This window comes from Mycobacterium sp., assembly GCF_044342925.1.
In the GTDB taxonomy this organism is placed as follows: domain Bacteria; phylum Actinomycetota; class Actinomycetes; order Mycobacteriales; family Mycobacteriaceae; genus Mycobacterium.
On record NZ_JBIIOV010000081.1, the window covers coordinates 1 to 13,870 of the forward strand.

12 protein-coding genes and 1 pseudogene are annotated in these 13,870 nt (G+C 68.6%); 5 read left to right on the top strand and 8 right to left on the bottom strand.

The features are described from left to right. Positions 1–21: 21 nt before the first annotated feature. From ADBZ6I_RS10115 to ADBZ6I_RS10140, 6 genes and pseudogenes are all read right to left on the bottom strand, one after another. Positions 22–1,554, bottom strand: a complete 1,533-nt coding sequence (locus ADBZ6I_RS10115) for an FAD-binding protein (RefSeq protein ID WP_526383381.1) — start codon at positions 1,552–1,554, stop codon at positions 22–24. 51 nt (positions 1,555–1,605) lie between these two features. Beyond that, positions 1,606–2,295, bottom strand: a complete 690-nt coding sequence (locus ADBZ6I_RS10120; RefSeq protein WP_526383383.1) for an Rv1815 family serine proteinase — start codon at positions 2,293–2,295, stop codon at positions 1,606–1,608. Between the two features lie 142 nt (positions 2,296–2,437). Then, a complete protein-coding gene (locus tag ADBZ6I_RS10125; RefSeq protein ID WP_526383385.1) occupies positions 2,438–3,001 on the bottom strand; it encodes a LysM peptidoglycan-binding domain-containing protein in 564 nt (187 codons plus the stop codon). 71 nt (positions 3,002–3,072) lie between these two features. Continuing rightward, positions 3,073–4,197: a cation:proton antiporter gene (locus tag ADBZ6I_RS10130; protein WP_526383387.1), complete on the bottom strand. Its 1,125-nt coding sequence runs from the start codon at positions 4,195–4,197 to the stop codon at positions 3,073–3,075. 5 nt (positions 4,198–4,202) lie between these two features. Next, positions 4,203–4,685: a cation:proton antiporter regulatory subunit gene (locus ADBZ6I_RS10135; RefSeq protein WP_526383389.1), complete on the bottom strand. Its 483-nt coding sequence runs from the start codon at positions 4,683–4,685 to the stop codon at positions 4,203–4,205. Between the two features lie 5 nt (positions 4,686–4,690). Continuing rightward, positions 4,691–4,840, bottom strand: a pseudogene (locus ADBZ6I_RS10140) (sterol desaturase family protein); the annotation flags it as partial. Positions 4,841–4,931: 91 nt separating this feature from the next. On the opposite strand from ADBZ6I_RS10140, the gene malQ reads away from it, so the two are divergent. Continuing rightward, on the top strand, positions 4,932–7,130 hold the full coding sequence (malQ, locus tag ADBZ6I_RS10145; protein ID WP_526383391.1) for a 4-alpha-glucanotransferase: 2,199 nt from the start codon (positions 4,932–4,934) through the stop codon (positions 7,128–7,130). 3 nt (positions 7,131–7,133) lie between these two features. Beyond that, positions 7,134–7,598, top strand: coding sequence for an NUDIX hydrolase (locus tag ADBZ6I_RS10150; protein ID WP_526383393.1), 465 nt, complete (start codon positions 7,134–7,136; stop codon positions 7,596–7,598). Positions 7,599–7,612: 14 nt separating this feature from the next. On the opposite strand, the gene ADBZ6I_RS10155 is transcribed toward ADBZ6I_RS10150, so the two are convergent. Beyond that, a complete protein-coding gene (locus tag ADBZ6I_RS10155) occupies positions 7,613–9,049 on the bottom strand; it encodes a mechanosensitive ion channel domain-containing protein (protein WP_526383395.1) in 1,437 nt (478 codons plus the stop codon). Positions 9,050–9,063: 14 nt separating this feature from the next. Beyond that, on the bottom strand, positions 9,064–11,199 hold the full coding sequence (locus ADBZ6I_RS10160; RefSeq protein ID WP_526383397.1) for an adenylate/guanylate cyclase domain-containing protein: 2,136 nt from the start codon (positions 11,197–11,199) through the stop codon (positions 9,064–9,066). 100 nt (positions 11,200–11,299) lie between these two features. Between ADBZ6I_RS10160 and ADBZ6I_RS10165 the strand changes: the two genes are divergently transcribed. The 3 genes from ADBZ6I_RS10165 to ADBZ6I_RS10175 all read left to right on the top strand — a co-directional run. After that, positions 11,300–12,808: a cryptochrome/photolyase family protein gene (locus tag ADBZ6I_RS10165; RefSeq protein WP_526383399.1), complete on the top strand. Its 1,509-nt coding sequence runs from the start codon at positions 11,300–11,302 to the stop codon at positions 12,806–12,808. 93 nt (positions 12,809–12,901) lie between these two features. After that, positions 12,902–13,309 carry a hypothetical protein gene (locus ADBZ6I_RS10170; RefSeq protein WP_526383401.1) on the top strand — a complete coding sequence of 136 codons (408 nt, stop codon included), beginning with the start codon at positions 12,902–12,904 and terminating at the stop codon, positions 13,307–13,309. A gap of 70 nt (positions 13,310–13,379) precedes the next feature. Then, a partial coding sequence (locus ADBZ6I_RS10175; protein WP_526383403.1) for a metal-dependent hydrolase occupies positions 13,380–13,870 on the top strand: 491 nt, incomplete at its 3' end.

Sequence of the window (13,870 nt, forward strand, 5' to 3'; positions counted from 1 at the left end):
CCGACGGTGCCCTTGTGATCGTCAGTCCGCTGCCGATTGTCGGTGGGACCGGAAGCCCCGCCCGGGTGCTGGCAGTGATTCCCGGCGACCGGCCCTAGTCCCCCGTGTCGCGGCCGCGTGCTCGCCTGCCCGCCGGCCGAAGAACGATCCCGCGCCCAATTGCGTTCCGCTGGAATACCCTTTACCGTCCTGGGCCAGGGTCGAGGCACACGCGCCGGCGGCATACAGGCCCGCGATGGCATGGCCGTCCGCCCGCAGCACCTGACCGTCGACATCGTTGGCCAGCCCCCCGACGGTGAAACCGGAATACAGCGCCTTGCCCAGCGACAGGTCGAACGCCGCCCATGGGCCTTTGTCTTGCGGCGCAAGGAATTCCGGCTGCTTGTGAAAGTCCGGGTCCTCGCCGCGGGCGGCGTCCTCGTTGTAGCGGTTCAGGGTGTCCACCAGATTGCCTGCCGGGATACCGAGAGCCGACTCCATCTCCTGCACCGTCTCCCAGCCGTCGATGAATTTGATCAACGGGAATTCCGGGCGCTGCAGATGCGCCTCGTCGACGATCAGGAACGCCGCGCTGTCGGGTTGATCCATGACGTAACCCGACGTGCGGGAGTGGTAGGAGTCCTCAGCGACGAACCGCTTGCCCAGTTTGTTGACGATGATCCCGGTGAGCAGCACCGACGGCGGGTAGACCGGCGCGGTGATGAACGCCTGGTCCATGTGCTTGGTGGCACCGCCGGCCGACATTCCCAGCCGGATGCCCAGGCCGTCGTCGTAGGTGTTGCCCAGCACGAACGGCTTCTCGGCCAACATCGGGGTGTAGGCGGCGACCATCTCGGCGTTCATCACGAATCCGCCGGCGGCGATCACCACGGCGCGAGCGCGCACCGCCCCGGTGTCGCCGAAATGCTTCCAGGTGACCCCGGCCACCTCGCCGTCGTCGAGGATGAGGTGCGTCGCGCCGGTTTCGTAGCGCACCTCTACGCCCAGTTCGGCGGCCCGCTTGAGCAACAACTCGATGACCAGGGCCGCCCCCCGGGTGTCGCCGGGCACCGGGACCTTGTGCCCGCGCGGTGCGGGGACGGCGAGATCGCAGTAGGGCCAGACCTTTTCGTTGCCGGTGTACATCAGCCCTTCGGTTCCGGGCTGGATCACCGCCTTCTCCGGGTAGTAGCTGCGCTCGAAGTGCACGCCGAGGTCCTCGAGCCAGTCGAAGTGCTCGACGCTGCCGTCACAGTAGGCGCGGATCTTGTCGTATTCGGGTTCCCGCGACATCGCGACGAGGTAGGAGTACATCTCCTCGGCACTATCGGGATGGCCGGTGGCCTGCTGCACCGCGGTGCCACCGCCGAGGTAGAAGTGCCCGCCGGCCAGTGCGGTGGTGCCGCCCGCGACAGCCGCGCGTTCCAGCACCAGGACCCGGGCACCACAGGCCGCGGCGCTGACCGCCGCGCACCCCCCGCCGATGCCGAAACCGATGACCACGACGTCGACGTCGTCGGACCAGTCGGTCACAGCGGAGGCGTCGATCGTGGCCGGAATGTCCAGCCCACTCATGGGAACGAGGATATCCCCGGGCCGCCCGGCTGGCGAGAACGTGTTCTAGTTTTACGGGGTGGCGGCGGCGTTGAGGATGGTCTCCCCGGTGTCCGCGCGTAGCTGCTGCCCGGTGGCCTGCCAGGACACCGCCGCCGGCAGCTGACCCCAGGTGCTGTTGAACAGTCCCATCATCACCGCGGTGCCGCCGGGCCCCAGGGTGTAGACCGGGCCGCCGGAGTCGCCCTTCTGGCTGACGACGCCGTTGTTCATGGTGAACCAGCCGTTGTTGACCCGCTCCACGGCGCCGCAGGTCTCCCCCGTCACCACCCCGAAGTGGCAGATGGGCTGGCCGACCACGAGTTGGACTCCGGGGTCGACGACCAGGTTGCGGCCACCGGGCAGCACCGTGCTGACGGTGACGTCCGGGGCGAGGGTGATGGTCTCGTAGTCGCTGATCACCTGGTCGGTGCGCACCACCGTGCCGTCGGGGGTGTTGTCCCGGGCGGTGGCGACGACGCCGACGAACCTGCCGTCACGGTCGGTGACGGTTCCGTTGCCGCGGCAGTGGCCTGCGGAGTAGGCGATCCGGACGACGGGATCGACGAAGCCGAGGGTGCACACCGTGCTGCCCTGGCGGATCTCCATGCCCGGGTAGACCTGAAGTCCACCGTCGGCCGCGGCGGCCGACGGCAGAGCGGTCAGCGCTGCCGTGGCCGCCGCGGCGACGACGACGAGAGATCCCAGGAGACGGGGCACCATACACCTCGATCGGTCGGCGACCCGTCAACCGACGGGATCGCAATAAGCGTGTCGAGGTGTGTATCGGCCCGGTGGCCGAATCGTTACCGACTCTTTATGGCGAACCCGTCGACGTCAGCGGATAACCCGCTGACGGCCGGACTCACGGGATCGTGATGACCTGGCCGACCTCGATGTGGTCCGGATTGGCGATGTTGTTGGCCTTGGCCAGCTCCATGTAGCGGTTGCCGTCGCCCAGGTACTGCTTGGCGATGTTGAACAGGGTGTCGCCGGAAACCACGGTGTGGGTGCGCGGAGCCGGCGGGGCCGGCGGGGCGGGCACCTCGTTGGCAACCGGAGCGACCTCTTCGGTGACCACCGGCGGCGGCGGAGCGTCGGTCTCGGTGCGCGACGACCAGGCGGCCCCGTCGGCCGAATAGAGCACGACGTTGCGATCGTCCTGAACGACCAGGCGGACGTCTTTCTTGCCCTTGGTGTCACTGTTCCACTTCGGGGTGTCCCCGGCATAGAGCACGAAGTTGCCGTCCGACTGGACCTCGGCACGGTCGACGCCCTGGCCGTCGGTGCTGGTGGCCCAGACCGCCTCGCCGCGCGCCGCGAGAACGAGGTTGCCGTCGTCCTGCAGCGTCAGGGTGTAGGCGCCGTTGCTCGACGTGAGCGCATCGCCCCGGCCGAGCTTCTGTCCTGCGTTGAGTGTGTCTCCCACGACTTGATTAACCTCCTGAAGATGCCGCCGTCTCGTCGGCGGGCGTCCGCGAGCCTATCCGAAATCAGTGTCTACCTGGCGAAGCGCGCCAGCACCGGACCCAGGATCGCGAGGATGAAAACGTACGGTGTGGCGACCGCGCTGAGTGTGCCGGCGCCGGCGCCGACCAACCCGATGATCACCAAGGAGAACTCCCCGCGGGCGATCAGGGCCGTACCGGCGCGGCGCTGACCTGCCCGGGCCACGCCCTCCCGTCGCGCGGCGTAGATACCGGTGATCACCTTGGTGCCGGCGGTCACCGCCGCCAGCGCCAGCGCGAACGGCAGCTTGGGCAGCAGGTCGCCGGGCGCGACCGCCAGCCCGATCGACACGAAGAACACCGCTGCGAACAGGTCGCGCAGCGGGTTGAGGACGCTGCGGGCGCGGTCGGCGATCGGGCCGGTCAGGGTGAGTCCGACCAGGAAGGCGCCGACCGCGGCCGAGGCGTGCAGGTGTTCGGCGATCGCCGCCACGATCAGGGTGAGGCCGAGGATTCGCAGCAGCATCTGTTCGTCTTCGGGGTGACCGAGCATCCGTCCGACGTGGTGGCCCCACCGCATCGACACCAGGAAGGCCAGGCCCAGGGCGCCGATGGCGACCGCCGCCCACAGCAGCGCCTGTACAACCGTGCCGCCGGAGGCCAGCACGGTGAGCACCGGCAGGTAGGCCGCCATGGCGAAGTCCTCCAGCACCAGCACCGACAGCACCGCCGGGGTTTCCCGGTTACCGAGCCGATCCAGATCGCCGAGCAGCCGGGCGATCACCCCCGACGACGAGATATAGGTGATGCCGGCCAGCGCCAGGATGCCGACCGCATCGAGGCCGAGCAACCAGCCGGCCAGCGCCCCCGGAGTGGCGTTGAGCACCAGGTCCACCGCGGCCGAGGGCAGATGGCGGCGCAGCGACTGGGAGAACTCGCCGATGGAGAACTCCAGGCCCAGGGTGAGCAGCAGCAGCACCACGCCGATCGAGGCACCGGACTCGACGAAGTCCGCGGCGGCGTCGACGGGGGCCAGCCCGCCGTTGCCCAGGAACAACCCGGCCAGCAGATACAGCGGGATCGGCGACAGCCCGAAGCGCCGCGCCGCTGCTCCCAGCACCGTCAGCACCACCAGAATGGCACCGAGCTCGAAGAGCAGCGGCGCCGAGACTGCCATGGGGATCAGCCCTGTTCGACCAGCTGACGGACCGCCGCAATTCCGTCCGCGGTGCCGATCACCACCAGCACGTCGTTGGCATGGAGCATTTCGTCGGGTCCGGGCGAGGCCAGCACCTGCTCGTCGCGGACCACCGCGACAATCGAGGCGCCGGTACGTGTTCGGGCCCGGGTGTCTCCCAGGGGCCGCCCGGCGTAGGGCGAGTGCGACCCCACCTCGACCTGCCCGGCGTCCAGGCCCGGCACCTCCTTGGTCAGGTCGGCGTAGCTTTCCACCATCCGCGGGGCGCCGAGGATCTGCGCCATAGCCTCGGCTTCGCGTTCGGTTAGCCGGAACACCCGCCGGGCCCGGTCCGGGTCCTTCGACGCGTACACCAGAACCTCGAAATCGCCCTTGCGATGGGCGATGACACCGATCCGGTCACCGTCGGAGTTGTCGAACTCGTACCGCAGCCCGACGCCGGGCAGCAGGGTTTCGTTGACGTCCACGTTTCCTAGTGTGCCGTGCCCGCGGCGATGTTGGTGGCAGGATCAGTGGCAGCCGGATCGGCGTTCACGGCGGGCTGCCAGCCCGGCGGCCCGAAGATGTAGCCCAGCCGTTCGCGCCAGGACCGGGCGGCCCGGACGTCGTGGGCGATCGCGATCGGCCGGCCTGATCGTCGCCGGCGTGCTCACCATCGAGTTATCCGGTTCGGCGCACTGATCGGCGCGCGCGGGCGCGGTCGGCAGAGCAAGATGGCGGACATGGCTGATCCGTCGTTGACCGCTGTCGCCGACCGTCTCGGGGTGGCGTGCGCCTACCACGACTGGACCGGAAATTTCGTGACCGTCGACCCGTCCACCGTGGTGGCCGTGCTGGCCGCGCTCGGGGTGCGCGCCGACACCGAGCAGGACTGCGCCGCCGCGCTCACCGACTTCGACCGGCAGCACTGGTCGCGGGCGCTGCCGCCGACGGTGGTCACCCGTTCGGGCACCGAAACGTCGTTCTGGGTGCACGTCACCCACGGCGCCCCGGCTCAGGTCTGGGTCCGCTTGGAGGACGGCACGGTCCGCACCGACATCCGGCAGGCCGACAACTGGAACCCGCCGTTCGACCTCGACGGCGCGCTGATCGGGGAAGCCACCTTCGTGCTGCCCGCCGACCTGCCGTTGGGGTACCATCGGATCCACTTGCGTTCGGGCCCAGAAGAATTCGACACAGAAGAATCCGGCACACACGAATTCGACACACACGAATTCGACACACACGAATTCGGCACCGCGCTCATCGTCACCCCGGCGTGGCTCGGGCTGCCGGCCCGGATGGGGGAACGCCGGGTCTGGGGTCTGGCCACCCAGCTCTACAGCGTGCAGTCCACGGGATCGTGGGGGTTCGGCGATCTGGCCGACCTCGCCGACCTCGCGGTGTGGGCGGGTTCCCGGCACGGTGCGGGCTACGTGCTGATCAACCCGCTGCACGCGGCCTCCCCCACCGCCCCCATGGAGCCCTCCCCCTACCTGCCCACCTCACGCCGGTTCGTCAACCCGCTCTATTTGCGGGTGGAAGCCATTCCAGAGTTCGCCACTCTGGCCAGGCGCGACCGGGTGCGCAACGCGCGCAAAGCGGTACAGCGACGGGCCCGCAAGTCCAACACCATTGACCGCGACGGCGTCTGGGCCGCCAAACGCAAGGCCCTCAAAGTCGTCTACCAGCAGCCCCGGTCGGCCGGCCGTGAACTGGCTTTCGCCGCGTTCAAACAGCGCGAGGGCACCGCGCTGGACGACTTCGCCACCTGGTGTGCGATTGCCGAGAAGCACGGCGGCGACTGGAAGTCGTGGCCGACCGCGCTGCAAAACCCGGCCGGCCCGGCGGTCGCCGACTTCGCCGAGCGCAACAGCGACGCGGTGGACTTCCACCGGTGGATGCAGTGGCAGCTCGACGACCAGCTGGCCCACGCGCAATCTCAGGCGCTGCGCACCGGGATGCCGCTGGGCATCATGGGCGATCTCGCCGTCGGGGTGCACCCCACCGGCGCGGACGCGTGGTCGCTGCAGGACGTGCTGGCCCTGGGCGTCACCGCGGGTGCCCCACCTGATGAGTTCAACCAGCTGGGCCAGGACTGGTCGCAGCCGCCGTGGCGGCCCGACCAACTCGAAGAGCTTGGCTACCAACCCTTTCGGGAACTGATCGCCGCGATCCTGCGGCACTCCGGCGGGGTGCGCATCGACCATGTGATCGGGCTGTTCCGGTTGTGGTGGATTCCCGAAGGCGCCCCGCCGACCCAGGGCACCTATGTCCGCTACAACCACGACGCGATGATCGGGATCGTCGCCCTAGAGGCGCACCGGGCCGGCGCGGTGGTGGTCGGTGAGGATCTGGGCACCGTGGAGCCGTGGGTGCGCGACTATCTGCGTGACCGCGGTGTGCTGGGCACCTCGATCCTGTGGTTCGAGATCGACGCGGACAGCCGCGGGCCGCTGCCGGCCCAGCACTGGCGTGAGCTGTGCCTGTCCTCGGTCACCACGCACGACCTGCCGCCCACCCCCGGTTACCTCGACGGCGCGCATGTCCGGCTGCGCCACGAACTGGGCCTGCTCGCCCGGTCGGCGGAGGACGAACTGGCCGACGACCGAGCCCAGCAGGATGCGTGGATGGCGGAGTTGCGCCGGGTCGGGCTGCTCGGCGCCGAGGCCGACGAGGAGGACGTGACGCTGGCGCTCTACCGGTATCTCGGCCGCACCCGCTCGCGGCTGCTGGCGCTGGCCCTGACCGACGCGGTCGGCGAGCGGCGCACCCAGAACCAGCCGGGCACCACCGACGAGTACCCGAACTGGCGAGTGCCGCTGAACGGCCCGGACGGCGGGCTGCTGCTACTGGAGGACGTCTTCACCGACCGGCGCGCCGCCGGGCTGGCCGAGGCGATGCGGGCGGCGACCGATCCCGGACCCGGCTGAGCTGTGCCGGTTTCCAGGCCGGTTCTCAGCGCCGGGTTGCTGTTGCACCGGCGGGTCGGCGCGGCTGTCGAAGTCCTCATCGGCCACCCCGGCGGCCCGTTCTGGGCGCGCAAGGACGACGGCGCCTGGTCGATTCCCAAGGGCGAGTACACCTCCGGCGATGACCCGTGGGAGGCCGCCTGTCGCGAGTTCGCCGAGGAGATCGGCTGCTCCGCTCCCGACGGGCCGCGTCTGGACCTCGGTACGGTGCGCCAGCCCAGCGGCAAGATGCTGACGGTGTTCGCCGTCGCCGCCGACCTCGACGTCAATGACTTCGTCAGCAACACCGTCACCCTGGAATGGCCGAAAGGCTCAGGGCGCCTTCAGGAGTTCCCGGAACTCGACCGGATCGCCTGGCTGCCGGTGGCGGCTGCGCACACCAAACTCCTGAAGGGGCAGCGGGTTTTCCTGGACCGGTTACCAGCCTGATCAGACCAGCGTGATCAGACCAGGCCGCGAGCCGCCTCGGCGAGCGCCTCCCGGGCAGCTCGCCGGCGCATGTCGACGGAGTCGCCGATCTGGCGGGCCAGCCGGTGGTCTTTCTGCACAATGGCGTTCATCGCCTCCCGGGACACCGCCACGACCGACATATCCGTCAGCGCACTGACACCGGTGGTCGTCCGCTGGCGGGTCAGCGACGATCCGCCGAAGTACTCACCGACTCCCAATTCGCCGATCGGCAGCCGCCGACCGTCCTCGGCAATCACGAACATCTCCGCCACGCCGTCGGTGACGAAACCCATTGCCTGGGGAATGCTGTTGGTCGACTGGATGACTTCCCCGGCGGCGTAGGGCAGCACGCGGGCGGCGGCCAGGATCGTCGCGGCGGCGTCGCCGTCCAGTCCGAGTCCCGCGGTGATGTCGCCGATGTGTTCGGCCAGATAGACGCCTTTGCGCCTGGTGCCGGACTTCACGTCGTCGAGGTGCAACCCGGCCCGCTGGGCCGCGTACCACACCCGCTGCCTCAGCACTGACACCGCGCCGTCGGCAGCGGCCGGCGAGGCCACCGGGACTGCCACCCGGTAGTTGACCACACCGGGATGCACCGCGTGAGCTCCCAGCGGCGTCACCAAGGCGGCGAACTCGGGAAGCTTGGCCGGCACGCCGTCGGCGACCGACAGCAACGCGGCCTTCACCGCTCCGGGCGGGTCCTCGGCGGAAAACGCGAACGTCGCTTTGGCCTTGAAGTACGGGGCGACGGTGCGGCTGAGGTTGGTGAAGGAGTCACCGGCGAGCGCGGCGTTGGGCACCACCTGCACCCCGTTTTCGGTGTCGATGTGCACCGCCCGCCAGTTCACCTCCACGACCCGGCCCTTGCCGAACTTGGTGTCCAGCCAATCACCGATCCGGAACGGCTGCTCGAAGAGCAGCAGCAGACCGGAGATGACGGGACCGACGGCGTTCTGGACGGCCAGGCCGATGACGATGGAGGTGACGCCGACCGCGGTGATCAGGCCGCCGATATTGGCGCCCCACACCCAGGACAGCAGCATCGCGATCCCGATCAGGATCAGGATCAGCCGGCCGAGGTCGACGAAGATGCCCGGCAGCCTGCTGCGCCAACTGTCCGCGCTGGCGCCTCCGAACAACGCGGCATTGGCGCTGGACAACACCATCAGCATGAGGAAGAAGCCGAACACCGTGGCGGTGATCTTCGACCATGTCGGGTTGCCGTCGGCGTTTTCGAATTGCCGGATCAGCAGGAACGCCGCTAATGCCGGCAGCACCCAGTTGCGCAGTATCAGAACAGGTTTGGCGTAGGCGCTGCCCCGCCGGACCAGGGAGCTGTGCAGCTCGTGCAGCACCAGCAGTGCCACCGGCAGGCCGACCGAGACGATAATGGCGGGCCAGAACCACGGCTCGCTGGTGTATTCATTCATGCGCGATCCGCCCTCTATACCGGCTGCCGTGTCGCGACCTCGAGCCGCCAGACCCTCTCGGTCCCGGTCGAACCAGTGATGGTGCCGGCATCGGTGAACGGGTAGATACCGACCACAGAGTCGTGCACCCGGTCGCTGACGAAGATGCCGGCTGACCGCGCCGAATCGCGCACCCGGTGGGCCAGATCGACAGCCTCCCCCCACAGCGCGTACATCGTGGAACGCTCGCCGACCAGGCCGCTGGTGACCGGCCCGCTGTCGATGCCGACCCGTATCGACAGCCCGGCGCTGTTCTGTTCGCTGAACCGCTCCAGGATCTCGGCGAGCTCCTTGGCGTAGGCGATGGTGCGGCTGGCGTGGTCCACCCGCGGCACCACCAGCCCGCAGGTGGCCAGCAGGCCGTTGTCCTGCATGGTGCGGACTCGCTCGATCCCATGCCGCTCAGCTGCCGTGTCGAACGCCTCGACCAGGGAGTTGAGCATCGACACCGATTCCTCGGCCCGCAGCGTCCGCGAGTAATCGTCGAAGCCCAGCATCTGGGCGTAGACCACCGAGACGTCGCGGTGCTCGGTGCTGATGTTCGCCTCACCCTCGCGGTAACGGCGGGCCACCGGCTCGGGCATCAGGCTCTTGAGCAGTTCGTCGTTCTCGCCACGCTGTTCGTCGATGAGCTGCTGTTTGGTCAGCAGGCTCGCGCTCATGTCGTTGAACGACGACGCCAGCTCACCGAACTCGTCGCGCGATGTCACCGGAACGGCGACGCCCAGCTCACCGCCGCTCACCCGCCGAACCGCGGCCACCAACTTCTTGACCGGTCGGGTGAGTATTCGGCTGAACAGCAGCGACAGCAGCGACACGATGAGCACGATCGCCGCAGTGGTCAGCACGAGATTGCGGGCGAACGCCCGCACCGGGGCGTACGCCTCGGACTTGTCGATCTTGGCCACGATCACCCAGTTCAGGCCCGGAAGACTCAACGGTGAGTAGGCCAGCAGCGACTCCGGGCCCAGGTAACTCTTGGCGGTGGTCAACCCGGTCTGGCCGGCGAGCGCCAGGTTGACCGCGGTGGTGTTCACCGGCTGCAACAGCGAGCTGTCGCCCACTTCCACCTGGCGTCGGGCGATGTCCTCCGGGGTGCCGTTGGCCACCACGCTCTTGATGTAGCCCTCCGGGTCGACCAGCAGTTTGCGGGACACCGACCGCATCAACCGGTCCGGGCCGGCCAGGTAGGTTTCGCCGGTCTGGCCCAAGCCCGTCTTCTCCCAGCTCTGTTCCCCGGTCATCACGTTGTTGAGCTCGTCGGTCGAAAGTTGCAGGGCGAGAACGCCAATGATTCCGTTTGCGTCGCCGATCGGGGTCACCACCCACGGTGTGGGCCGGCCGTACGCGGGGGCGTAGTCCTCGAAGTCGGTCATGATGATGTCGTCCACCGACGATGCATTCAGGGCCTGGCGGTAGGCGTCGGCGAGTTTGGTGCCTTTCAAGGGGCCGCTGAGCAGGTTGGCGCCGAGGTCGATCTGGTTGTAGTTGGAGTAGACGACATTGCCGTCGGTGTCGATCATCATCGCGTCGTCGAAGTCGAACCGGCTGGCGAAGTCGGTTAATAACGGTTGGTAGCGCTGATTGAGCTTGGTCCACTCGCTCGGGTCGCCGGGATCGAGAATCTTCACCGACGCCTCGCCCTTGGCGGGAACCACGTAGAGCGCCTGCAGGTAGGTCTGGGCGTTGGACGTCGGCCGGAACAGAGCGCCGTCGGCCTCCTGGCCGCTGCCGTTCTGCAGCGCCGGATCGAACACGGTGGCGTAGTAGTTGTCCACCGCCTCCTTCGCACCGGGCGGCAGCGGCGTCTTCTGCAGGTCGGCGAAGGCGCCGGCGAAGCCCTTCATCGCGTCGAGGGTGGACGTCGTGTTGGTGAGCAGGGTGGCGGCGTCGATGATACCGCCGTAGAACGCGGTGATCTCCCGGTCGCGGGACTCGCGCAGCTGGACCAGCCGCCGGTACTCGGCGTTGCGCAGCGAGGTGGTGCCGTTGATGTAGCCGATAACACCGGCGACAAGGACCGAGATGATGCTCACCGCCAGCAACATGATCAGCAGCTTGGACTGAAATCCCAGCGATCGCAGGCCGCGCAGTTGCGAAAGTCTTGCCACAGGGCGGGTCTCCCAAATCTCGGCGAACACAGGTGCTGGTGGACGGCCCGGATTCTAGCGCACCTCCGACGAACTGGGTCGGAGCCGTAGCATCGGCGGGGTGACGGCCGCGGGCATCCGGGATGACACCCCGCTGTGGCTGTTCGCCGACCAGCTGGGTCCGCGGGTGTACGGCGGGGAGCACGCCCACCGCCCCGTGCTGCTCGTCGAGGCCGAATCCGCGCTGCGCCGTCGCCGATGCCACCGGCAGAAACTGCATCTGGTGCTGTCCGCATTGCGGCACGCGCACGACGATCTCGGCGATCGGTCCACCCTGATCCGCGCCGCCACCTACACCGAGGCGCTGCGCCGCTACGGCCGCCCGGTGCTGGTGCACGAGCCCACCTCGCACGCCGCCGAGCGGTTCGTGCAGCGGCTGTGCAGCGAGGGCCTGGTCGCCGACGTGCTGCCCACGCCGACGTTCGCGCTGCGCCGCAGCGAATTCCGGCAATGGGCCGGAACGCGCCAGCGATTCCGGATGGAGGACTTCTACCGGGAGCAGCGCCGCCGCTTCGGAGTCCTGATGGACGGTCCGGAAACTGACCAAGTGCCGGTGGGTGGCCGCTGGAATTTCGACACCGACAACCGGGAGCAGCCCCCCAAGGGACGAAGCACGCTGGATGTCCCGCCGCCGTACCGGCCGGCCGAGGACGACATCGACGCTCGGGTGCGCCGCGATCTGGACGACATGGGCGTCGAGACGGTCGGCGTCGACGGCCCCCGGCTGTTCGCGGTGACGCCGGCCGAGGCGCAGGAAGCCTTGCGCCACTTCGTCGTCCACCGGCTACCGGCGTTCGGGCAATACGAAGACGCCATGATGAGCGCGGACTGGGCGATGGCGCACTCGCTGCTGTCGGTGCCGCTCAACCTCGGGGTGCTGCACCCGATGGAGGCCGTGCACGCCGCCGAGCAGGCCCACCGGGACGGCGCCGCGCCGCTGGCCGCGGTCGAGGGGTTCATCCGCCAGATCCTTGGCTGGCGCGAGTACATGTGGCAGCTGTACTGGCACTTCGGACCCGACTACGCCGCCAACAACCATCTGGGTGCGCACACCGAACTGCCGTCGTGGTGGACCGACCTGGAGGCCGACGCGGTGCAGGCAGAATGCCTGCGCCAGGCCATGGCCGGGGTGCGGGACCGCGGCTGGGCGCACCACATCCAGCGGCTGATGGTGCTGGGCAACCACGCCCTGCAACGCGGGTACTCCCCGGGTGCGTTGTCGGACTGGTTCGCGTCGGCGTTCGTCGACGGCTTCGCCTGGGTGATGCCCACCAACGTGATCGGCATGAGCCAGCACGCCGACGGCGGGAAAGTGGCCACCAAGCCGTACACCTCCGGCGGGGCTTACATCAACCGGATGAGCAATCACTGCGGCCAGTGCCGGTTCGACCCGAAGAAGCGCCTGGGCCCCGACGCCTGCCCGTTCACCGCCGGCTATTGGGCGTTCACTCACCGCCACGCCGACCTGCTGGCGGCCAACATGCGCACCGCGCGGGCGGTGTCGTCGATGAATCGGCTGACCGACCTGCAGGCGGTGCTGGAGCAGGAACGCCACCGGGACGCGTTCTGAAGCCGGTTGTGCAACCGTGTCGCTGAAACGTCCGCGCACCGCCCGGCGATAGACCGGTTGCTATCTTCGACAACGAAGGCAGGAAGGTTCCCCGTGCGCACACTCATCGCAGCCGGCGCTGTGGCGGTCGGCACCGCGGCCGCGGCCCTCGGGATGGGCCTGGGCCACGCCAACCCGGGGACCAACAACACCATGAACGTGGTGGGTGAGCCCTACGCCAAGGCGGTGGCGATCCTGCGCGCCCAAGGGGTGAAGGCGGTATTCGGCGGCTCGGTCGGCAGCGACGTGCCGCAGGCGCAGTGCGTGGTGGCCAGCCAAAAGGTGCTGACCACGGCGTACAAGATGCAGTTGAACCTGGACTGCACCGCGGCGGCACAACCGCAGAGGCCGGCCGCCCCATCGGCGGCCGGTGTCCCCGGGGCCCAAGGCACCGAAGGCGCCGCACGTCCCACCCCGGGCGCACCTGGCGTGGTGACCGTCGTCCCGACCCCGGTCGGCTGATTCGCCGGCCTCACCCTGCGCAGGCATAAGCGCGGTTACACTCGACGGCACGTCACGTCGGAGGTGGGAAATGCTTCGTCCGCGCCGTTTCACCCGGGAAATCGACCCCGGCCCGGTCCAGATCCACGCCCGCAATGTGGCCTTCGACGCCTCGAATTCCCCGCTGCACTGGATTCCCGGGCACCCGGTGGCCTCGCACATGGTCAGCCTGCTCAACATCGTGCTGCCCGCTGCGGAACGCTGGTTCGTCGCCACCTACAACGAGGCTCTTCCGCTGGTCAAGGATGAGCGTCTGGCCGACGATATGCGGGGCTTCATCGGGCAGGAGGCGGTACACGCCGACACCCACGAGCGGATGCTGCACGAGTTCATGGAAGCCAATGGCGTCAATCCGAGGCCGATCCTCAAGCAGGTCAACTACATCATCGGCAAGGTGCTGGCACCCAGCACCTCGCGGGACCCCAATCGGCGCTACAACCAACTGTGCGAACGGCTCTGGCTGATCGCGGGTCTGGAGCACTACACGGCGCTGCTCGGCGATTTCGCCCTCAACTGCGCCTG

Coding starts and splice junctions, on each gene's coding strand:
- ADBZ6I_RS10115 (WP_526383381.1), bottom strand. CDS start 1,554: ATGAGTGGGCTGGACATTCCGGCCACGATCGACGCCTCCGCTGTGACC.
- ADBZ6I_RS10155 (WP_526383395.1), bottom strand. CDS start 9,049: ATGAATGAATACACCAGCGAGCCGTGGTTCTGGCCCGCCATTATCGTC.
- ADBZ6I_RS10120 (WP_526383383.1), bottom strand. CDS start 2,295: ATGGTGCCCCGTCTCCTGGGATCTCTCGTCGTCGTCGCCGCGGCGGCC.
- malQ (WP_526383391.1), top strand. CDS start 4,932: ATGGCGGACATGGCTGATCCGTCGTTGACCGCTGTCGCCGACCGTCTC.
- ADBZ6I_RS10130 (WP_526383387.1), bottom strand. CDS start 4,197: ATGGCAGTCTCGGCGCCGCTGCTCTTCGAGCTCGGTGCCATTCTGGTG.